Source organism: Zoogloea sp. GW822-FHT05C07, from assembly GCF_058800215.1.
The window spans coordinates 2,908,233-2,929,227 of the sequence record NZ_CM179510.1; the positions used below are offsets into that span (position 1 = coordinate 2,908,233).

The 20,995-nt window shown below is 67.4% G+C and carries 21 protein-coding genes; 3 read left to right on the forward strand and 18 right to left on the reverse strand.

Going from position 1 to position 20,995, the window contains the following annotated elements:
- Positions 1-2: 2 nt before the first annotated feature.
- The 3 genes from AC3QL2_RS13650 to AC3QL2_RS13660 form a co-directional block, all read right to left on the reverse strand.
- Entirely contained in the window at positions 3-701 is a 699-nt protein-coding gene (locus AC3QL2_RS13650) for a PepSY-associated TM helix domain-containing protein (RefSeq protein ID WP_493230937.1), read from the reverse strand.
- 10 nt (positions 702-711) lie between these two features.
- Positions 712-2,823, reverse strand: a complete 2,112-nt coding sequence (locus AC3QL2_RS13655; protein ID WP_493230938.1) for a TonB-dependent receptor — start codon at positions 2,821-2,823, stop codon at positions 712-714.
- A gap of 286 nt (positions 2,824-3,109) precedes the next feature.
- Entirely contained in the window at positions 3,110-4,147 is a 1,038-nt protein-coding gene (locus AC3QL2_RS13660) for an RNA methyltransferase (protein WP_493230939.1), read from the reverse strand.
- 150 nt (positions 4,148-4,297) lie between these two features.
- On the opposite strand from AC3QL2_RS13660, the gene AC3QL2_RS13665 reads away from it, so the two are divergent.
- From AC3QL2_RS13665 to AC3QL2_RS13675, 3 genes are all read left to right on the forward strand, one after another.
- Positions 4,298-4,711, forward strand: coding sequence for a VOC family protein (locus AC3QL2_RS13665; protein ID WP_493230940.1), 414 nt, complete (start codon positions 4,298-4,300; stop codon positions 4,709-4,711).
- A 39-nt stretch (positions 4,712-4,750) separates the two neighbouring features.
- Complete coding sequence (gene arfB / locus AC3QL2_RS13670) at positions 4,751-5,152, forward strand: alternative ribosome rescue aminoacyl-tRNA hydrolase ArfB (RefSeq protein WP_493230941.1); 402 nt, start codon at positions 4,751-4,753, stop codon at positions 5,150-5,152.
- 262 nt (positions 5,153-5,414) lie between these two features.
- Positions 5,415-6,284 carry a PA4780 family RIO1-like protein kinase gene (locus AC3QL2_RS13675; RefSeq protein WP_493230942.1) on the forward strand — a complete coding sequence of 290 codons (870 nt, stop codon included), beginning with the start codon at positions 5,415-5,417 and terminating at the stop codon, positions 6,282-6,284.
- 24 nt (positions 6,285-6,308) lie between these two features.
- Here AC3QL2_RS13675 and AC3QL2_RS13680 read toward each other — a convergent pair whose 3' ends face one another.
- The 15 genes from AC3QL2_RS13680 to AC3QL2_RS13750 form a co-directional block, all read right to left on the reverse strand.
- Complete coding sequence (locus AC3QL2_RS13680) at positions 6,309-7,172, reverse strand: Dyp-type peroxidase (protein ID WP_493230943.1); 864 nt, start codon at positions 7,170-7,172, stop codon at positions 6,309-6,311.
- Between the two features lie 59 nt (positions 7,173-7,231).
- Positions 7,232-7,834 carry a methionine biosynthesis protein MetW gene (metW, locus tag AC3QL2_RS13685; protein ID WP_493230944.1) on the reverse strand — a complete coding sequence of 201 codons (603 nt, stop codon included), beginning with the start codon at positions 7,832-7,834 and terminating at the stop codon, positions 7,232-7,234.
- A 13-nt stretch (positions 7,835-7,847) separates the two neighbouring features.
- Positions 7,848-8,972 carry a homoserine O-succinyltransferase MetX gene (metX, locus tag AC3QL2_RS13690; protein WP_493230945.1) on the reverse strand — a complete coding sequence of 375 codons (1,125 nt, stop codon included), beginning with the start codon at positions 8,970-8,972 and terminating at the stop codon, positions 7,848-7,850.
- 177 nt (positions 8,973-9,149) lie between these two features.
- Complete coding sequence (gene ptsP, locus AC3QL2_RS13695; RefSeq protein WP_493230946.1) at positions 9,150-10,871, reverse strand: phosphoenolpyruvate--protein phosphotransferase; 1,722 nt, start codon at positions 10,869-10,871, stop codon at positions 9,150-9,152.
- 64 nt (positions 10,872-10,935) lie between these two features.
- The gene (locus AC3QL2_RS13700) at positions 10,936-11,205 is read right to left on the reverse strand and encodes an HPr family phosphocarrier protein (protein ID WP_493230947.1); all 270 of its coding nucleotides are present in this window, start codon (positions 11,203-11,205) and stop codon (positions 10,936-10,938) included.
- A gap of 60 nt (positions 11,206-11,265) precedes the next feature.
- Positions 11,266-11,649, reverse strand: coding sequence for a PTS sugar transporter subunit IIA (locus AC3QL2_RS13705; RefSeq protein ID WP_493230948.1), 384 nt, complete (start codon positions 11,647-11,649; stop codon positions 11,266-11,268).
- Between the two features lie 121 nt (positions 11,650-11,770).
- Positions 11,771-12,823, reverse strand: coding sequence for an FAD:protein FMN transferase (locus tag AC3QL2_RS13710; RefSeq protein ID WP_493230949.1), 1,053 nt, complete (start codon positions 12,821-12,823; stop codon positions 11,771-11,773).
- Entirely contained in the window at positions 12,814-13,755 is a 942-nt protein-coding gene (gene gshB / locus AC3QL2_RS13715; RefSeq protein ID WP_493230950.1) for a glutathione synthase, read from the reverse strand. Before gshB ends, AC3QL2_RS13710 begins: the two co-directional genes overlap by 10 nt.
- 39 nt (positions 13,756-13,794) lie before the next feature.
- Positions 13,795-15,093 carry a glutamate--cysteine ligase gene (gene gshA / locus AC3QL2_RS13720; RefSeq protein WP_493230951.1) on the reverse strand — a complete coding sequence of 433 codons (1,299 nt, stop codon included), beginning with the start codon at positions 15,091-15,093 and terminating at the stop codon, positions 13,795-13,797.
- Positions 15,094-15,190: 97 nt separating this feature from the next.
- Positions 15,191-16,459: an HsdM family class I SAM-dependent methyltransferase gene (locus AC3QL2_RS13725; protein ID WP_493231607.1), complete on the reverse strand. Its 1,269-nt coding sequence runs from the start codon at positions 16,457-16,459 to the stop codon at positions 15,191-15,193.
- Between the two features lie 34 nt (positions 16,460-16,493).
- The gene (gene hemW / locus AC3QL2_RS13730; protein WP_493230952.1) at positions 16,494-17,717 is read right to left on the reverse strand and encodes a radical SAM family heme chaperone HemW; all 1,224 of its coding nucleotides are present in this window, start codon (positions 17,715-17,717) and stop codon (positions 16,494-16,496) included.
- 25 nt (positions 17,718-17,742) lie between these two features.
- A complete protein-coding gene (rdgB, locus tag AC3QL2_RS13735; protein WP_493230953.1) occupies positions 17,743-18,336 on the reverse strand; it encodes an RdgB/HAM1 family non-canonical purine NTP pyrophosphatase in 594 nt (197 codons plus the stop codon).
- Between the two features lie 22 nt (positions 18,337-18,358).
- Entirely contained in the window at positions 18,359-19,105 is a 747-nt protein-coding gene (rph, locus tag AC3QL2_RS13740; RefSeq protein ID WP_493230954.1) for a ribonuclease PH, read from the reverse strand.
- A complete protein-coding gene (locus AC3QL2_RS13745; protein ID WP_493230955.1) occupies positions 19,102-20,010 on the reverse strand; it encodes a PP2C family protein-serine/threonine phosphatase in 909 nt (302 codons plus the stop codon). The genes rph and AC3QL2_RS13745 overlap by 4 nt, the downstream gene beginning before the upstream one ends.
- Complete coding sequence (locus AC3QL2_RS13750) at positions 20,007-20,957, reverse strand: serine/threonine protein kinase (RefSeq protein ID WP_493230956.1); 951 nt, start codon at positions 20,955-20,957, stop codon at positions 20,007-20,009. Before AC3QL2_RS13750 ends, AC3QL2_RS13745 begins: the two co-directional genes overlap by 4 nt.
- Between the last annotated feature and the right edge of the window lie 38 nt (positions 20,958-20,995).

Below are 20,995 nucleotides of genomic sequence, written 5' to 3' on the forward strand. Positions count from 1 at the left end.
TCCTACAGCGTCCACATGAACCAGCCGGCGGCGGAAAGCGCGCCGAGGCTGGTGAACACGGCGGTGGTGCGCAGCGGGTGGAACTGCGTCCACAGCAGCAGGCCGGTGATCGACAGCAGGATCAGGCTGCCGGCGATGGTGTCGGACAGCAGCACCCAGAAGGCGCTGGCGCCGACCGCCATGTGCAGCCGCGTGAGGGTGCCGATCGGCGTGGCGTCCGACTGGTCCAGTTTGACGAAACGGTTGCCGACGAAATACTCGGCGCTGACCCCGCGGGTCGGCGTCTGCAGGCCGATGGTCCAGCGCTCCGGCTGGGCCACGTCCCGGTCGGCCCAGACCACCGTGCGGGCCGGCTGGGTCTTCACCTGGGTGACTTGTCCCGTGCTGAAACCCAGCTCATCACGCAGCCAGCCGGCAAGCTCGTCGGGGCTGCCGAATGCCCGCGGCAGCTGCAGCTGGACCGTCGTCTGTACGGTCTTCTCCACCGGGATCTTGAGCACTGTCCGGTGGTTGAGCAGGATGCCGGTGGCGCCGAACAGCAGCCCCAGCGCGGCACCCCACAACCCCACGTAGAGATGGATCTTGCGCAGCCAGCCGAGGAACACCGCGCGTCGGCTGCGCCGCCGCGGGCGGGCGCCGGCGGCGTGCTGCGGGGCGGCAGAAGGCTTGCCGTCGAGGATGGCGGTGTCGCTGGAAGGCATCGGGCAGTCCTCAGAAGGCGTAGCGGGCGGTCAGCTGTGCGGCGCGCGGGGCGCCCGGCAGGTTCAGGTTGGCATTGCTGCCGTGGCCGGCGACGATGTACTTGCGGTCGAACAGGTTGGTCAGGTTCAGCTGCAGGTCGAGGCCCTTGACGCGGTAATAGGCCATCGCGTCGACAGTGGTGTATGACGGCAGCGTGACGGTGTTGCCCGGGTTGGCGAAGCGGTCGCCGACGTAGTTCAGGCCGGCGCCGGCACCGAAGCCGCCGCCGAGGGCCTTGGTCAGCCACAGGTTGGCGCTGTGTTCCGGCGTCAGCGTCGGGCGCTTGCCCTGCACCGCCTGGCCGGCGTCCATGGCGATCGACGACACCATGCGTGCATCCAGCCAGGCGTAGCCGGACCACAGCTGCCAGCCGTGGGGCAGATCGCCGGAGAAGCTCAGTTCGATACCGTTGGTGCGCTGTACGCCGAGGGGCACGAGGGCGTTGGTGGCCGGATCGGTGGACTTGATGTTGGTGCGCTCGAGGCGGAAAGCCGACGCGCTGGCTGAGGCCAGGCCATCGAAGAAGTCGAACTTGGCGCCGATCTCGTTGTTGGTGGTTTCCTCCGGGGCGATGCTGGCGTTGTTGGCGGCCAGCGGAAGGCTCTCGCCGGACGGCTGGAAGGACTTGCTCCAGGACGCGTAGTAGGAACGGTCTTCGGTCGGCTGATAGACCAGGCCGGCGCGCGGGCTCAGCGCGCTGTCGGTGCGTTCCAGGTTGGACTGGCCGGCCCGGCGTTCGCGGGTTGCCTGCTGGAAGCGGTCGTAGCGCAGGCCGGCGAGGGCCTTCCAGTGCTGGGACAGGGTGGCCAGGTCCTGGATGTAGGCGCTGCTCACCGACATGATGCCGACGTTGTTGGTGGACGGCGCAGCAGTCACGTTGAAGGGCAGCACCGGCAGCACCGGGTTGAACAGCGACACGGTGGCGATGTTGTTCTGGGTGCGGAACAGCTGGTCCTTGGTCTGCTGGCTGACCTCGACGCCGTACAGCAGTTGGTGGGGCATGCCGGCCAGTGTGGTCTTCTGAACCAGCTCGGTCTGGTTGAAGTAGCCGTCTTCCTGGCGTCGCACGTTGCTGCGGTTGAGGGAGGCGGTCAGGGCCTTTTCATTGACCGAGCCGACCAGGGTGTTGTTGCGGTCCAGCGTGTAGTCGTAATAACGGAAGGCGTTGCGTACCGACCAGGCCTCGTCGAAGCGGTGGTCCAGCGTGAAGCCGATGGCTGATACGCGGGTCTGCGTGTAGTCCGCGTCGCGGGCGTTGGCGGCGCCGTAGTAGGTGCTGGCCGGCACATTCACCGGCCGGCCCTGGTAGGCCGGAACGCCGAAGTCGGTCAGGCGGCGGTCGGACAGGTATTCGGCTTGGATCAGCAGCCTGGTCTGGCTGCCGAGCTGGAAGGACAGGGACGGTGCGAAAGCTTCGCGTTCAAGGAATTGCATGTCGCGGTAGCTGTCGCCGCGCTCGATGGCGCCGGTGACGCGGAAGGCCACGCCGCTGTCGTCGAACTTGCGGGCCAGGTCCACCTCGCCGCGGCGCTGGTTCCAGCTGCCGACCTGCAGGCTGACCTCGCTGCGGTCCATGCCGGGCTTCTTGGTGATGCGGTTGATCAGGCCGCCCGACGAGCCGCGGCCGTACAGCACTGACGCTGGGCCTTTGACAACTTCCACCTGCTCGATGTTGGACAGGTCGCGGAAGTACATCGCATCGTCGCGCAGGCCGTCGATGAACTGGTCGGCGATCGCCGAGAAGCCGCGGATCGTCACCTGGTCGCGCTGGCCGTCGCCGGTGGACAGGCCGACGCCGGGCACCGACTTCAGCACGTCCTGCAGCGAATGGACGGCCTGGTCGCGCAGCAGGCTCTGGGGCACCACATTGACGGTCTGCGGGATGTCGCGCAGTGGCGCGTCGATCTTGGTGGCGCTGGTGGCGGTGGGCGGGTTGTAGGTCGGCGGCAGTTCGCGACCGCCGCTGACCTTGACCGCGGACAAGGTCGGCCCGCCATCGGCTTCGGTAGATTGCTGGGCCCATGCGCCGGAGCTGCACAGGAGGGAGATTGCCAGCGCCAGCGGGCGTCGTTGCAGTGCCATGTCGGTTCCTTGGAGACCTGGGATGTGATCCGGCGTGGCTGGCTGGTCGCGTCGTCTGACGGCTCTGGCTGGCTGAAAGCCCGGGTGTTAAGCAGGGTAAATATCGGTAAATCTGTGAAAATTGTAAATGATGTTTATTCTCATCTGCAAGTCCGATGAATCCGATTGGTGCAGCGCAGGGCGCGCGCCGGCCTGGGGAGAGGGCGCAAGGATGCCGCCGTTTTCCGCGTGGGGGCGCGGGAGACGGTGCTTGGGGCAGGGGGGGAAAGGTGTTGCGGAGGCGGTATCAGGCCGCCGGTTTGCGGACCATGCGTACCGGCGTTTCACCGGCGATGAGGCGGGCGCGCAGCTGTCCGCAGCCGCCGTCCACGTCCTGGCCGGCGGAGTTGCGCAGCTTGGTGAGGATGCCGCGGCGGTGGAGCTGGCGCGCGATATCGGCAGCCTTGTCCCAGTCCGGCCGGCGGTAGGGCAGGTCGGGCACCGCGTTGTAGGGGATCATGTTCATGATCGCGTACTTGCCGGCCAGCAGGCGCACGATGCCGTCGAGTTCTTCCGGCGTGTCGTTGAGCCCGTCGATCAGCGTCCATTGGTACTGGATCGGGTAGCCGGTGGTGCGGGCGTAGGCTTCGCCGAGTTCGACGATCTCGTCCGGCGTCAGCGGTGGTGCCTTGGGCAGCAAGTCGGCGCGCAGGTCGGCGCGCGTGGTGTGCAGCGACAGGGCCAGTGCAGGCTTCACCGGGCCTTCCGGCAGGCGTTCGAAGACCCGCGGATCGCCGACCGTCGAGAACACCAGGTTCTTGTGGCCGATGCCGCCCTCGGTGCCGAGGAGCTGGATCGCTTCCAGCACGTTGTCCAGGTTGTGGGCCGGTTCGCCCATGCCCATAAAGACCACTTTCTTCACGTGGCGGCGGGCGCGGGCCAGCACCACCTGTGCGACGATCTCGGCGCTGCCCACCTGGCGCAGCAGGCCGTCGCGGCCGGTCATGCAGAAGCGGCAGCCCACCGCGCAACCCACCTGGCTGGACACGCACAGGCCGTCCCGCGGCAGCAGCACGCTCTCCACCGTCTGCTTGTCGGCGAGTTGCACCAGCAGGCGTGCCGAGCCGTCGTCGGCCGGGTGTTCCGAACGCACCTGGGCCAGTCCGGCAAGTTCTTCGGCGAGGGCCGGCAGGGCGTCCACGATGGCCTGCGGCAGCATCGGCCCGCGCCGCGTGGGCCCGGCGTCGAGGGGCAGGGCGTGAGTCCACGCGCGCAGCACGCGCTGGATGTGCACGGGTTTGGCGCCCAGGTCGGCGAGGCGTTGGCGGAGGTGTTCGATGCGCATGAGGGGGCGAATGATAGCAATTGGGGCCGGGGGGCGGTATCCGCGTTGTCCGCGATGAAAACCCCGGTGGACGCCGGCCGCACTGTCGCCTAAACCTCCAGCATCGGGCGGTGTGCCCGCATCGTGTCCAACCCCGGAAGGAGACCTGCCATGCAAGTAAACGCGTACCTGTTTTTCGATGGCCGCTGCGAAGAGGCCGTCCAGTTCTACCAGCACATCTTCGGTGCCCAGGTGGACATGTTGATGCGTAACCGGGACAACCCCGAACCGCCGCCGCCGGGCATGTTGCCGCCCGGTTCGGAAGACAAGGTCCTGCACTGTAGTTTCCGCATCGGGGACACGCTGCTGATGGCCTCCGACGGTCGCTGCCAGGGTGGCACGCCGTTCCAGGGCTTCGCCTTGTCCGTCGCGCCGGCCGATCCGGTTGCGGCCGAGGGAGTCTTCACCGCACTGGCGGATGGCGGGCAGGTGCAGATGCCGCTCGGCAAGACCTTCTGGTCGCCCTGTTTCGGCATGGTGACGGACCGCTTCGGCGTGCTGTGGATGCTCAATGTGGCGCCGTGACGGGGTGCCGGGGGCCGCGTATCGGGTAAAGTGCCGGCGATGTGCCCCTCTTTCCGCGTGTCCGACGACGAGGTCGAATTCACCGCCATCCGTGCCCAGGGGGCTGGTGGGCAGAACGTCAACAAGGTGTCGACGGCGGTGCATCTGCGTTTCGACATTGTTGCGTCGTCGCTCCCCGACGCCATCAAGGCGCGTCTGCTCCAGTTGGGTGACCAGCGTATCAGCAAGAGCGGGGTGATCATCATCAAGGCCCAGGAGTACCGCAGCCTCGACAAGAACCGCGCCGAGGCCTTGGGCCGCCTGCAGGCGCTGATCGATAGTGTCGCGGTGGTGCCGAAGGCGCGGCGGGCGACCAGGCCGACCCGGGGTTCGGTGACTCGCCGGCTGGAGGGCAAGGCGCGTCGTAGTGCCGTCAAGGCCGGCCGGGGGCGTGTCGAATAGGGCTGGATGCGAGATAATTGCCGCGTCACTCTTTATCCGGGCGCTTCACGCCTTTACCGCGCCCCGCAATTTCTTCCCTGTTTCTTCCCGCATGTGCCGGTCGTTCATCCGGCGGCACTGTCACCGGCCTTTTTACGCAGCATCCCGCAGGACTCCCCATGCAATCCCACTGTTTCATCTTCGGCAAGGATGCCGCTTTCGAATCCTCCATCGCCATCCCCTTGCTGGCGGCCCATGCCAGGCTGAACCCGGTGGCCCGCACATGAAGACACCGAGCCGAATCGAACCGCTGGTCGCCGATGGTCTGGTGGATGGCGTGCTGCGTCAGTTGATGAGTGGCAAGGAGGCCATGGTCTACGTTGTCCAGTGCGGTGACGAGATCCGCTGCGCCAAGGTGTACAAGGAGGCCAACAAGCGTGGCTTCCACACCGCGGTGGATTACACCGAGGGCCGCAAGGTGAAGAACAGCCGCCAGGCCCGAGCGATGGCCAAGCGCTCCCGCTACGGCCGCGAGGAGCAGGAGGCCGCCTGGCAGCACGCCGAGGTGGATGCCCTGCGCCGCCTCGCCGCGGCGGGCGTGCGGGTGCCCGAGCCCTACCAGTTCCATGAGGGCGTGCTGCTGATGGAGTTGGTGGCCGACGAGGATGGCGAGCCGGCACCGCGCCTCAATGATCTGGCGTTGAGCGAGGAGGAGGCGCTTGCCTACCACGCGGCCCTGATCCGCGAGGTGGTGCGCATGCTGTGCGCCGGCATCGTGCACGGCGATCTCTCCGAGTACAACGTGCTGGTGGATGCGAACGGCCCGGTCATCATCGACCTGCCCCAGGCGGTGGATGCCGCGGCCAACAACAACGCCAAGCGGATGCTGGAGCGGGACGTGGATAACCTGGCCAGCTACTTCGGCCAGTTTGCACCGGTGTTGCTGGATACCCGCTACGGCCCTGAAATCTGGTCTCTTTACGAGACTGGGGCGCTCCATCCGGAAAGCCCTCTGACGGGCCGTTTCGAGGAGGCGGCAGGAGACGTGGACCTGGATGAGGTCATGCAGGTCATCGACGCAGCCAAGGATGAAGATGCTGAACGGCGGGCCCGCCTGGAGGCAGCCCGGCTCGAGGCGTTGGGCGGGGACTGAGCAGGCGGGGCCGTTCGGTCGTTTTCAGGCCCGCAGGCGGGACAGGTCCAGCTTGCTGTCCGTCATCGGCGGGCACCAGAAGTAGCTGCCGGACAGCGGCCGCGTGAAGCGGAACAGCGCGTCCACGATGCCGTCCTCCAGGCCGACCATGCGGCGCATCTGGGCCTGGAAGGCGTCCAGCGTGTGGCTGAAGGCAACGAACATCAGGCCGGCGTCGCGGCCTTCCGCCCACGGCAGCGAGCGGCGCAGCACGAAGGCCTCCGGGCTGAAGCTCTCCTGGGCGGTGCGCTTCACGTGGGCCGATGCGGGGGCGTCGTCGAGCTCCTCGTTGTCGGAACGGCGGCGGCCGATGCAGTCGTCGCGCTCCTCCGGCGCCATCGCTTCGAGGCGGCGGAAGTCGTGGATCCAGCGCTGTACGGCAACGAAGCTGGAGCCGTCGGCGGCGATGGCGACTTCGACCGCGCCTTCGTCGGTGGGGTTCTCGGTGCCGTCCTCGTAGCCGCTGAGATCGCGGCCGCCGTCGTGCTTGAAGGCGTCCCAGGATTCTTCCAGCTGGAACACCGGGGCCAGGGCCTCCTCGAGGTGGCGGGCCCGGTGCAGCAGTTCACCGCGGTCCTCGCCGCGCAGCCACAGCCACAGCGCGAAGGGCGTCGAGGGCAGTTCCACGCCGGGGCCGTTGAGAGGCGGGAAGGGCTTGAGGCCGACGACTTTCCGGCCGAGGGCGCTGACCGGCGCCAGGCCGATGCCGGCTACGGTGCGCTCGCCGTCCACGACGCTCTGCAGGGCGGCGAGGCCGGCGGACACGTCGCTGTCGGGCGTGAGGGAAAAGGACAGGTAGCGGGCGAGGGGCGGCAGCGGCTGCAGGATGCCGGCTTGCGGGGTGCTCATGATTCTCTCCGGGTATTGTTCGCTTCGCCGGCGATGATAGAGCAATCCCCGCCGGGCCGTCAGCCGCCCGTCGAGCCGTTGCGGCCGAGGCGGTAGAGGGCCACGCTGGCCAGGAAGTTGGGCTCCTCGACGATCACCTTGTCCTCGTCGAAAGCCAGCCGCTCGTGGATCGCGATGCCTTCCTGTTCGCACAGGGTCTCGAAGTCGGCAATGGTGAAGAAGCGCACGTTGGGCGTGTCGTACCACTGGTAGGGCAGGTTCTTGGAAACCGGCATGTGGCCGTTGAGGATGGCCTGGCGATGACGCCAGTAGGCGAAGTTGGGGAAGCTCACCACTGCCTCGTGGCCGACCCGCAGCATCTCCTTGAGGATACCCTGGGTGTTGCGCATGGCCTGCAGGGACAGGCTCATGATGACGTGGTCGAAGAAGCCGTCGTCGAAGCCGGCGAGGCCTTGTTCCAAGTCGATCTGGATCACGTTGATGCCATTGCGTGCGCAGGCGAGGACCCGCTCGGGGTCGTTCTCGACGCCGTAGCCGCGGACCTGGCGGCGCTCCTTCAGGTAGCGCAGCAGGCTGCCGTCGCCGCAGCCCAGGTCGAGGATTCGTTCGCCGGGCTCGATCCAGTTGGAGATCACATCGTAGTCATAGCGCTGGAAGCTCATTTTTTTCCAGTCCTCACAGCTTGATGTTGTCGATGTAGGCACGCAGCACGGAGTGGTACTGGGCGTCGTCGAGGAGGAAGGAGTCGTGCCCGGCCGGACAGTCGATCTCGGCGTAGCTGACCCGCCGGTCGCTGTGCATCAGCGCGTAGACGATCTCCCGGCTGCGCGACGGGGCGAAGCGCCAGTCGGTGCTGAAGGACACCACCAAGTAGTCGGCCTTGGCGCGGCCGAGGGCGGCCACCAGGTCGCCGTCGTAGTCGAAGGCCGGGTCGTAGTAGTCGAGGGCCTTGGTGGTCAGCAGGTAGGTGTTGGCGTCGAAGAAGCCGGCGAACTTGTCGCCCTGGTAGCGCAGGTAGGACTCGATCTCGAATTCCACGTCGTAGCTGAACACCGGCTTGTCGTGGCGCAGCGTGCGGCCGAATTTCTGGCCCATCGCGTCGTCCGACAGGTAGGTGATGTGGCCGATCATGCGCGCCAGCGCCAGGCCGCGGGCTGGTACCACGCCGTGCTCGTAGTAATGGCCGCCGTGGAATTCCGGGTCCTTCAGGATGGCCTGGCGAGCCACTTCGTTGAAGGCGATGTTCTGGGCGGTGAGCTTGGGTGCGGAGGCGATCACCAGTGCGTGGGCGACGCGCTCGGGGTACTGCAGCGTCCATGACAGGGCCTGCATGCCGCCGAGGCTGCCGCCGACCACCGCGGCGAAGCGCTCGATGCCGAGCTGGTCGGCCAGCCGCGCCTGAGCATCGACCCAGTCTTCGACGGTGACGAAGGGGAAGTCGGCGCCCCAGGGCTTGCCAGTGGCCGGGTTGATCGAGTTGGGGCCGGAGCTGCCGTAACAGCCACCGAGGTTGTTCACCCCGATCACGAAGAAGCGCCCGGTATCGAGGGGCTTGCCGGGGCCGACCAGGTTGTCCCACCAGCCGACGGCGCCGCTGTCGGCGTCGATGCCGGCCACGTGGTGGGAGCCGGACAGCGCATGGCAGACCAGCACCGCGTTGCTGCGTGCGGCGTTGAGGGTGCCGTAGGTCTCGTAGACCAGGTCGTACTCGGTGAGGGTGCCGCCGCTCTTGAGGGGCAGGGGCGTGCTGAAGTGGGCCGTCTGTGGCACCACGATTCCGATGGATTGTTCTTGTGTCATCTCAGTTTCGTTCCGGAAACGAAAAACCCAGCCGGCGAACGGTCGCGGACTGGGCTGCCGTCGCTTTAGCCGTACTTGTAAAGCGCCCGCAAGCTGAAGGACTCAAATCGGCGCTGTGGGGTACAGAGTAGCGCGATGGCCGGCGGCAAGTCAAACCCGCCGCCGGTCGCCAGCATGTCAGAGTTTCTCGACTGCCTCGCGGACCCGGTCAGGATCGTCCAGCTTGAGCAGGCGCTGCACCTTGACCGTCAGGTCGGCGGCGTCGGCGCGCAGGATGGCCTGCTTGACTTCGAGGATCTGCGCCGGATGCATGGAGAACTGGCGCAGGCCCATGCCGATCAGGAGGCGGGCGCAGTCCGGGTCGCCGGCCATTTCGCCGCACACCGACACCGGGATGCCGGCTTTAACACCGGCCTGGATGGTCTGGTGGATCAGGCGCAGCACGGCCGGGTGCAGCGGGTTGTAGAGGTGGGCGACCGCCTCGTTGCCACGGTCGATGGCCAGCGTGTACTGGATCAGGTCGTTGGTGCCGATGGACAGGAACTGCAGGCGCTTGGTGAAGGCGCCCAGGCACAGCGCCGCGGCGGGCACCTCGATCATGCCGCCCACCGGCACGGCCTCGTCGAACTTGATCTTGCGTTCGCGCAGCTGGGTCTTGGCCTTTTCGAGCAGGATCAGGGTCTGGTCGATCTCGTTGCTGCTGGCCAGCATCGGGATCAGGATCTTCAGCTTGCCGAAGTGGCTGGCCCGCAGCAGCGCGCGCAGCTGGGTGAGGAACATCTTCGGTTCGGCCAGGCAGTAGCGGATCGCCCGCAGGCCGAGGGCCGGGTTGTCCTCCGGCCGGGTGGCGCCTTCGAGTTCCTTGTCGGCGCCGACGTCGAGGGTGCGCACGGTGACCTGCTTGCCGGCCATCGTCTTGACCACCGTCTTGTAGGCTTCGAACTGCTCGTCCTCGTCCGGCCAGGTGTCGCGGCTCATGAACAGGAACTCGGTGCGGAACAGGCCGACGCCGTCGGCCTCGACGTTTTTGGCCTGGGTTGCATCGGGCGGCAGCTCGATGTTGGCGAGGATCTGCACTTCCTCACCGTCGAGGGTGGCCGCGCGCATCGACTTGAGGCGCTTGAGCTTGGAGCGTTCGAGCTCCACCTCGGCCTTGCGCAGGCGGTATTCCTCGAGGACCCGTTCGTCCGGATCGACGATGACCACGCCGCGGGTGCCGTCGATGATGATCAGCTCATCGTCCTTGACCACGTGGCGGATGTGGCGCAGCGCCACCACCGCCGGGATCGACAGGCTGCGGGCGACGATGGCGGTGTGGCCGGTGGGGCCGCCCGCGTCGGTGATGAAGCCGGCGACGGCGTGGTCCTTGAAGCCGATGGTGTCGGTGGGTGACAGGTCGTGGGCGACGACGATGGTGCCCAGGCCGTCCTTGCGCTTGGGCGGCAGGTGGCCCGGATGGCCGAGCAGGACCTTGACGACCCGCTCCACCACCTGCACCACGTCGGCCTTGCGCTCGCGCAGGTAGGCGTCCTCGATGGCTTCGAACTGTTCGACCAGCTGTTCCATCTGCTGGACCATCGCCCATTCGGCGTTGGAGCGGCGGGTGCGGATCAGGTTGGAGGCTGCATCGACGAGCATCGGATCCTGCAGGATCATGATGTGCATGCCGATGAAGGCGTCCACCTCGGAAGGTGCCGCACCGGCGCTGGCAGACGCCTTCAGGCTGGCTAGTTCGGTCTTGACCGTGGCGACCGCAGCGAGCAGGCGCGCGACCTCGGACTCCACGTGCTTGGGGGAAATCGTGAAATGGGCGACTTCCAGCAGCGCATGGGAAACCAGGTGGGCATGGCCGATGGCGATGCCCTGGGAGACGGCGAGTCCGTGGACGGTGAAGCTCATCGCCGCACCCGGGCGGCAGACGGAAGGCTGGCCGGACGGGTGCTGAAGGGCGCGGGGCGGCGTGTCATTCGCCTTCCCCGAACTTGTCGGCGATGAGGCCGACGAGGGCGGACATGGCCTGGTCGGCGTCGCGGCCGTCGATGTCGATGGTGATCGTGCTGCCCTTGGCGGCGGCCAGCATCATCACCCCCATGATGCTCTTGGCGTTGACGCGCTTGCCGTTGCGTTCGAGCCAGACGTCGCTTTCATAGGCGCTGGCGGTCTGGGTCAGTTTGGCGGAGGCGCGGGCGTGGAGGCCCAGCTTGTTGATGATTTCGGCGTCCTGACGTGGCATCTCTTTCTTCTTCCTCGATGTGGTTTTGGGCTCTTGTGTCGGGGCCTTCGATTTCTATCTTTATTTCATATGCACGACGCCTTCGCAGGCGCCGGCCACGGCTTTCTTGACCAGTACTTCCATATTGCGTTCCCGGTAGGTGATGGTCCGCAGCAACATGGGCAGGTTTACGCCTGCCACCCCTTCGATGCGGCCCGGCTCCAGGAGCTTGGCCGCGGTGTTGGCGGGGGTGGCGCCGAGAATGTCGGTCAGGATCAATACCCCGTCTCCGCTATCGACCATGTTCAGCAGGCGTCGGGCCAGCGGCAGGACGTCGAGCGGATCGTCCTGACCGGATACGCCGAGTTGCAGCAGTTGTGGCGGCCGGCGGTTCATGACGTGGCATACGCACTGGATGAGCGCTTCACCCAGGCTGCCGTGGGTAATGATGAGGATTCCGATCATTCAGGCCATTCTATCCGATGGGTTCCGTCGGGCAAGACGGAATCCTTGAAGGCTGCGTCAGATGGAGACTGCTGGCAAGTAACAATCCGTGAAAGGATGCGTCAGATCAAACAAGCGGGGCTCAGTCGACGATGCGGGCCGGTTTGATCTTGTCGCCGTACTGGAGACGATCGTTGAGGGCGCGGGTGACTTCCACCTTGCCGTCGGCGTCCACCCGCAGCGCGTGGTCGATGCCGAAGCGCTTGGCGTATTCGCGCCAGCGATCTCCACCCAGGTAGACCGGTTTGCTGGCCGCGTCGGACAGCGTGCCGGCGTCGGGGCGCGGGGTGATCAGGACTGTGACCGCCTGGGTGCCGCGGGCCGGCATGCCGGTACGCGGATCGAGCAGGTGGCAGTAACGCACGCCGTCCAGTTCGAAGAAGCGTTGGTAGTCGCCGGAGGTACCGATCGCCTCGCCGTCGCGCAGCGGCAGGGACGCCAGCGGCCGCGGTTCGCGGGGGTGCTGGATGCCGACCCGCCAGGGCTGGTCGCCCTTGCTGCCGAGGGCCAGCACGTTGCCGCCGATGTTGATGAGGGCGTTGTTGACGCCGTGGGCGCGCAGGATCGCCGCCGCCCGGTCGAGCGCGTAGCCCTTGCCGTAGCCACCCAGGTCGAGCTGGACGGCCCGGTTGCGGCTGCTGACCTTGTTGTCCACGATGGTCAGGTCGGCCATCTGCGGATGGGCTTTGGTGATCGCCGCCAGCTTGGCCGGATCGGGGTGGGTCGGCACGAAGGTGTCGGTGTGGAAGCCCCACAGGGCGATCAGCTCGCCGAGGGCCGGGTCGAACAGTTCGTCGCCCTTGGCGGCGATGGCTTTGGCGTCGCTGAGCATAGCGGCCAGCTCGGGCGACACCGGGATGTCCTGCTGGCCGGCGGCGATGGCGCTGTTGAGGGCGGTGAGTTCGGACGGCTCCCACGCGTGGTAGGCCCGGTGCAGGCGGTCGAACTCGCGTAATACCTCGCTCACCGCGGCGCGGGAATGTTCTTCGGACGCATCCCAGGTCAGGACCTCGACACGGGTGCCGAAGACGTAGGACTCCTGCTGGTGGATGCGCTCCCGGCTGCAGCCGGCCAGGAGGCCGGTGGCGCAGGCAACTGCGGCCAGCCAGCCGGCGAGGTGCCGTTTCAGGCGCATGCGGCCTCCAGGGCGTCGATGACCGCGCCGGGCACGTCGAAGCCCATCTGGGCGCTGATCTCGACCATGCAGGTGGGGCTGGTGACGTTGATCTCGGTGAGGCGGTCGCCGATCACGTCGAGGCCGACGATGAGCAGCCCGCGCGCCCACAGGATGGGCGCCAGGTATTCGGCGATGGCGCGCTCGCCGTCGGTCAGCGGCATGGCCACGCCACGCCCGCCGGCGGCCAGGTTGCCGCGGGTCTCGCCGGCCTTGGGGATGCGGGCGAGGGAGTAGGGGATGACCTTGCCGCCGATGATCAACACCCGTTTGTCGCCGCCGGAGATGGCCGGCAGATAGGCCTGGGCCATGATCGTGCGGCGCTCTTCCTGCGTGAGCGTCTCGATGATCACGTTGCGGTTGGGGTCGTCGGCGCGTACGCGGAAAATCTGGCTGCCGCCCATGCCGTCGAGGGGCTTGAGGATGGTATCGCCATGGGCGTCAATGAAGGCATTGACGTCGGCGGCGGCGCGGGCCACGCGGGTCGGCGGGATGAACTGGGGGAATTCGAGGATCGCCAGCTTCTCGGAGTGGTCGCGGATCGACTCCGGGCTGTTGAAGATCCGCGCGCCGGCCTTGGCGGCGCTTTCCAGCAGCCAGGTGGCGGTGACGTACTCGAAGTCGAAGGGCGGGTCCTGGCGCATCAGCACCGCGTCGTAGGCGGTGAGGGGCAGGCTTTCCTCGGCGTCCGCTACATACCAGGCTTCGTCGTCGTCGGTGAGCGTCAGGGCCAGTGCGCGGGCGCTGACGGTGCCGGCTTCCCACACCAGGTGTTCGCGCTGGATGGCGTAGACCTGGTGGCCGCGGCGGGCGGCGGCGCGCATCATGGCGATGCTGGAGTCCTTGTAGGCCTTGAGCTTGTCGAGGGGGTCGAGGATGAAGGCGAATTTCATGGTCGTGTCGGTGTTGGCGATGTGTTCTTGTCGGGAGGCTCAGGCCGCTTCTGCGGCCAGAACAGCGGGTTCGGTGGCTTCGATTTCGAGGGCGGCGGCGAGCAGGGCGAGCCGGGCCACCACGCCGTACGCGTAGAAGCGGTTCGGCGGGGCATCCGGCCCCAGGCTACAGTCGGGCAGGCTGCAGGGGGCCTCGAAGGCGAGGTGTTCGAACTGCATGCCAGGGGCGTTGAGGTTCTCGTCGCGGCCGCGCTGGCCATGCACCCGGTAAAAGCCGCCCACCACGTAGTGGTCCATCATGTAGACCACCGGCTCGGCGGTGGCGTCATGGACGGTTTCGAGGGTCGGAACGCCCTCCTGGATGATCACGTCGTGGACCGCCAGGCCCTCTTTGACGACGCTCATCTTGTTGCGCTGCTTGCGGTTGAGGCCGATCAGCTCGGCGGCGTCCCTGACCGTCATGACGCCCATGCCGTAGGTGCCGGCGTCGGCCTTGACGATCACGAAGGGCTCGTCGCCGATTTCGTATTCCTTGTACCTGGCGCGGATGCCGTGGAGCATCGTGGCGACCTTGTCGGCAAGTTCCTGCTCGCCGCTGCGGGTTTGGAAGTCCAGCCCGCTGCAGCTGTCCCAGGCCGGGTTGATGCGCCACGGGTCGATGCCGATGGCGGCGCCGAACTCCTGCGTCACGCGGTCGTAGGCGGCGGCGTGCCTGGATTTGCGGCGGGTGTGCCAGCCGGCATGCAGCGGCGGGATCACCCACTGGTCGTGGAGGTTTTCGAGCTGGGCGGGAACGCCGGCGGACAGGTCGTTGTTGAGCAGCACCGCGCAGGGGTCGAAGTCCTTCAGGCCGAGGCGACGGCCGTGGCGCTCCAGCGGTTCCAGCGTGAGGCTGGTGCCATTGGGCAGCTCGACCGCAGTCGGCTCGGTGATCTCCGGCAGCAGGCTGCCGAGGCGCACTTCCAGGCCGGTGAGGCGCAGGATGGACACCAGCTTGGCGACGTTCTGCAGGTAGAACTGGTTGCGGGTGTGGTTTTCCGGGATCAGCAGGATCGACCGGGCGTCGACACAGATGCGCTCGATGGCGGCCTGGGCGGCCTGCACGCACAGCGGCAGGAAGGCGTCGTGGAGGTTGTTGAAGCCGCCGGGAAACAGGTTGAGGTCCACCGGCGCCAGCTTGAAGCCGGCGTTGCGCAGGTCCGTCGAGGCGTAGAAGGGGGGCAGGTGTTCCTGCCAGCGGGTGCGCATCCAGCGCTCGATGGCGCAGGCGTTGTCGAGGAAGTGGCGTTCCAGCTCCAGCAGCGGGCCGGTGAGGGCGGTGGTGAGATGGGGAACCATGGGGCCTCGCGGACTGTTCTCAGGGGGCGATGCGTCGGGTGTCCGACGAATGCGCGTGCGTCGTCGACCTGCGTGGCCCGTATTTGTTCGATCGATGTTACACCATCGACTCCGGCGGCCCCGACGGTGGGGCGCCAGCCGCGGGCGGCAGGAAGGCCCGGAAGCTGTCGGGTAGCGGTGCGTTTTCCAGGCTGCGCTGGGAGAACAGGTAGCGCCCGTCGCAGACGAAGCCCAGGTCGGCCCAGTCCACGCCGTTGAGGGCGTCGCGGAAGGCGGCTAGATCAGCATCGCGGCACAGCGGGAAAATGCCGAGGATCGCCCCGTCGAAGTTGTTGCAAGCGTGCAGGAAGAACGGGTTCAGCTGGCGCGTCTTGGTGTTCACGTAGACCCGCGGTGCGTCGGTCTGCGGGTAGCCGCGCCCCCACTGCCACCAGTTGTTCTCGTCGAAGGGGCGGATGCGCCGGGCGAGCAAGCGCTCCCGGTGCGGCAGCAGCACGCCGGGTGCGCCGGCGCCGGGTTCGCACCAGATCATGCGGCGGGTCTCGCCGCTGCGGGCGGTGCGGGAATTGACGAAGTCCCGCGTGCCGGCCGTGTCGCTGACGTAGATGTCGTCGGCCCCGGAGACTGCGCCGACCTTCACGCTGGCCACGTCGGCCAGGCTGAGGGGGTATTCGCCGCGGGAGAACAGCAGGTGGCCGGCGCATTCGAAGAAGTGGCGGGCCTGCCAGGGCGGCTGTTCGAGGCTGCGGGCGAGGTCGTCGCCCTGGCCGATCTGCGCCCAGGCGGTGCGGCGCGACAGGTTGCCGAGCTCGTAGCGCCAGATCAGGCAGTTGGGTACGGCGCCGGAAAACACGCGGGCGTCGCCCAGGTCGATGGCGTGGGTGATGGTGCCGTGCTCGAACAGCCAGCGGTTGAGCGGGCGGGCGCTGGTGGCCTTGAGGAAATCGCGCGGCGTGATGAAGATCAGCTCGCCGCCCGGCTGCAGGTGGTGCAGGCACTTCTCGATGAAGAACAGGTAGAGGTTGCTGCGTCCGTCGAGGCCGTCCTGGCGCAGCAGCGCCCGCGTGCCCCGACCGATGTCCTGGTAGCGTACATAGGGCGGGTTGCCGATGACGGTGTCGAACTTCTCGCTCTCCGGATAGGCGAAAAAGTCCATGTTGCTTGCGCCCGGCGGGCACTGGCGGGGGTCGAACTCGATACCGACCGCGTTGTGCAGGTGGCGCAGGAAGGCGCCGTCGCCACAGGAGGGCTCGAGCACGCGGCCGGCGTTCTGGCGCAGGCGCAGCATGGCGCGCACGACCTTGTCGGGCGTGAATACCTGGCCGAGGGCCTCGGGAGTCGGCAGGTCGGCGGCGGTCGGAGTCAGGGGCTTGGGGCCGGGCTTGGCAGGCACAGGCGGTTCAGGCGGCGAGGAACAGCATCAGCAGTTCGTTGAGGAAGTGGCGGCCCTTGGCGGATGGGCGCAGGGTCTCGTCGTCGATCTCGATCAGCCCCTGCTGGCGGGCCTTCAGCAGGCCTTCTTCGGCGGCCTCGAAGGGCAGGCCGGTGCGCTCGGAGAACAGCCGCAGCGGCACGCCCTTGTTGAGACGCAGCGCGTTCATCATGAACTCGAAGGGCAGCTCGTCGGTACCGATATTGCGGCGTTCCTGCACGAAAGCGTCGCTGTCGCGGGCCGCCAGGTAGGCCGCCGGATGCTTGGGGCGGGTTTCGCGCACGATGCCTTCATGGGACGACAGCTTGCCGTGGGCGCCGGCACCTATGCCCAGGTAGTCGCCGAAGGTCCAGTAGTTGAGGTTGTGGCGGCACTCCCGGTGGGGCTTGGCGAAGGCCGAGGTCTCGTAGTGGCCGTAGCCGGCTTCGGCCAGGCGCGCTTCGACGAGGTCCTGCATGTCGGCGGACTGGTCGGGGTCGGGCACTTCCGGCGGATTGGCGGCGAAGGCGGTGTTGGGTTCCAGCGTCAGGTGGTAGCAGGACAGGTGCTGGGGGCCGAGGGCCAGCGCGGTGGCGAGGTCGGCCCCGGCTTCGGCGAGGGTCTGGCCGGGCAGCGCGTACATCAGGTCGAGGTTGACCGCCTCGAAGTGGGTCAGTGCCGCTTCGGCCGCCGCGATGGCGTCGGCACGGCCGTGGATGCGCCCGAGGGCCTGCAGGTGTCGTTCGTCGAAGCTCTGGATGCCGACCGACAGGCGATTGACGCCAGCCTGGCGGAAGGCCCGGAAACGGCCGGAATCGACGGTGCCCGGGTTGGCTTCCAGCGTGATCTCGGCCTGTGGGTCGAGCTGCACGCGCATGCGGATCGCGGTGAGCAGTTCGTCGAGGCCGTCGGGGGTGATCAGGCTGGGTGTGCCGCCACCGATGAAAATGGTGTGAACGCGGCGGCCCCAGATCTGCGGCAGCGCGCTTTCCAGGTCGGCCACCAGGGCCGCGATGTAGGCCTGTTCGGGGATGCCCTCGTCCTTCACCGCGTGGGAATTGAAGTCGCAGTACGGGCACTTGCGCACGCACCACGGGAAATGCACGTACAGGGACAGGGGCGGCGAGGCGATGAGGCGGGATTCCCAGCGGCCGTCGGCGAATTTCGGCGCGGCGGCCCTGGGTGTGATCGGGATGATCCGGTTTTCGGGCATGGAGCGTGATGCGTGAAGCGGGGGCTCAGCTCTGTTCGGCGCGCAGCTTGTCGAGCAACTGGCGGAAGGCGGAGCCCCGGTGGGACAGGACGTTCTTGAGTTCGTGCGGGATCTCGGCGGCGGTCTGCTCCAGGTCGGTGACGAGGAACAGCGGGTCGTAGCCGAAGCCACCTTTGCCGCGCGGCGCGGGCAGGATCTCGCCGTGCCATTCGCCGCAGGCGATCAGCGGCTGCGGGTCGTCGGCGTGGCGGACGAGGGCCAGCGCGCAGTAGAAACGGGCGCGGCGGTCGGCCTGGCCGGCCAGGCGTTCGAGCAGCAGCGCGTTGTTGCGCTCGTCGGACTTGGGCTCGCCGGCAAAGCGCGCCGACAGCACGCCCGGCGCGCCGCCCAGCGCGTCCACGCACAGGCCCGAGTCGTCGGCGAGGGCCGGCAGACCGGTGGCGCGGGACGCGTGGCGGGCCTTGGCGAGGGCGTTTTCGACGAAGCTTGGATGCGGCTCCTCGGCCTCGCTGACGTTGAAGGCCGACTGGGGCAGCACTTCAATGCCGAGCGGGGCGAGCAGGGCGGAGAGTTCCTTGAGTTTGCCGGCGTTGCCGCTGGCCAGGACGAGCTGTTTCATGGCGCCAGATCCTCCGTGGGCTTCAGGCGCCAATGCCGAGCGCCTTCTTCTGTTCGACGACCAGTTGGGCCACGCCGGCGGCGGCGAGTTCCAGCAGGCTGTCGAGTTCGGCACGGGAGAAGGGCGTGCCTTCGGCCGTGCCCTGCACTTCGACGAAACCGCCGCGACCGGTCATCACCACGTTCATGTCGGTGTCGCAGCCGGAGTCTTCCGGGTAATCGAGGTCGAGCACCGGCACACCCTTGTAGATGCCGACGGAAATGGCGGCGACGAAATCGCGCATCGGATTGGCAGGCAGCTTGCCGGCCTTGACCAGGCCTTCGAGGGCGTCATGGACGGCGATGCAGGCGCCGGTGATGGACGCGGTGCGGGTGCCGCCGTCGGCCTGCAGCACGTCGCAGTCGATGGTGATCTGGCGCTCGCCGAGGGCTTCCATGTCCACCACGGCGCGCAGGCTGCGGCCGATCAGGCGCTGGATCTCCTGGGTGCGGCCGCTCTGCTTGCCCTTGGCGGCTTCCCGCGGGCTGCGGGTGTGGGTGGAGCGGGGCAGCATGCCGTACTCGGCGGTCAGCCAGCCCTGGCCCTTGCCGCGCAGGAAGGGCGGCACGCTCTCTTCGACGCTGGCCGTGCACAGCACGCGGGTGTCGCCGAATTCGATCAGCACCGAGCCTTCGGCGTGGCGCGTGAAGCCGCGGGTGATGCGGATCGGACGAAGGTCGGCGGGAGCACGGCCGCTGGGGCGGGCGAAGGTATCGGAGGCGGTGGTCATTTGAATTTGTGGATGGCTGCGTTGATTTCGCGGATGGCGCGTTCGATTTCGTCTTCGCTGAGGTCTTCCTGGTCGCGCTTGCCGCGCCCGAAGCCCTCCATCTGCGTGGTGACGGCGTCGAAGGGCATGGTGCGGGTGGACACCGTGTCGGGGATGTCGCCCGGGTTGTCGTCGTGCCAGGCCATGGCGATCAGGGACATGTTGTCGCACTGGGCGCCGCCGAGCTCCTCGGCATTGTTCATGATGCGCGGCACGCTTTCCATGACCTTGCCGTCGGTGAGGCCCTTCACCAGGGTGTCGGTGTCGAGGGGGCCCCACACACCGTCGGAGCACATGGCGATCACGTCGCCGTTGCCGAGGGGCGCGCCGCGGGAGAACTCGATCTGCGGCGGATGGCTGCCGCCCAGGCAGGAGAAGATGCGGTTGCGGCCCGGATGCACGGCGGCGCTTTCGGCATCCAGCAGGCCCTGGTCGAGCATCAGCTGGACGCGGGAGTGGTCGCGGGTCTGGGCGATCAGGCGGCCCTTGCGGATCAGGTACAGGCGGGAGTCGCCGGCGTGAGCCCAGTGGGCGATGCCGTCCTGGATCAGGCAGGCCACGATGGTCGTGCGCGGGATGTCCGACAGGTGCTTGTCGAAGGCGTAGTCGAGGATCGCGTGGTGGGCGTTGCTGAGCACCCGCGACAGGAACAGCACCGGGTCGGTGACCTTGGGCTTGGCCTCCTGCTGGAAGGACTGGGCGATGAACTGGACGGAGATCTGTGCCGCCAGCTCGCCGTAGAGATGCCCGCCCATGCCGTCGGCGAGCAGCATCAGCAGCGCATCCCGCGTGTAGGAGTAGGCGACGCGGTCCTGGTTGGTGCGGCGCTTGCCGACCCGGCTCTCCTGGAAAATCGTGAATCTCATGAGCGGCCTATCATTGTTCTTAGTCTTGTTCCCAGCCCTTCGAGCCAGGACTTCTGTTGCGGGGGGGCTTCCCGATGGCGCTGGGCGAGCACCTTCTGCAGCGCGAAACAGCTCTGCGGCCGTTTCAGCGGGTCGAGCTGCAGGCACCAGTCGATGGTGGCCAGGAAATGCGGCGAGTATTGTCCGGCCCAGGCCTTGGTGGCGGGCACCACGGTGTCGTGCTTGAGGCGCTCGTCGGAGCGCTGCGGCGAGATGCCGGCCAGGCAGGCATACATGCTGGCGCCCACGCTGTAGATGTCGCTCCACGGGCCGAGGGCGTCCCGGTTGGTGAATTGCTCCGGCGATGCGAAACCGGGTGTGTACATCGGCTTGAGGATCGGCGTGTCGGACATCAGAGTCTGGCGCGCCGCGCCGAAGTCGAGCAGCACGGGCGTGCCGTCGGCGCGCAGGTAGATGTTGGACGGCTTGATGTCCAGGTGCAGCAGCTTGTGTGCGTGCACCTCGCGCAGGCCATTGAGCATGCGTGTGAACACGCCGCGGATGAAGCGCTCGCGGACGTTGCCCTTGTTCTTTTGCACGTAGTCGTGGAGGGTCCGCCCGCGCTCGAACTGCATCACCATGTAGACGGTGCCATTGGCGCGGAAGAAGTTGAGCACCCGCACCACGTTGGGGTGCACCAGCTTGGCCAGCGCCCGGCCTTCCTCGAAGAAACACTTCATGCCGTAGCGGAAGGCGCCCTGGTAGGCCTCGGTGACGTGCGGCGTGACTTCACCCTCGGCCCGCAACGCGAGGGAGTTGGGCAGGTATTCCTTGATGGCGACCGGCGTCCCGTCCTGGTCGTAGGCCAGGTACACGATGGAGAAGCCGCCCAGGGACAGCTGTCGCTCGACCCGGTAGTGATCGAGCTGGAATCCGGACGGCAGGGCGCAGTTTTGTTGAGTGGCCATCAGGCAGGGCGCTACACTTCGTCTTTTGTGGCGGTCGA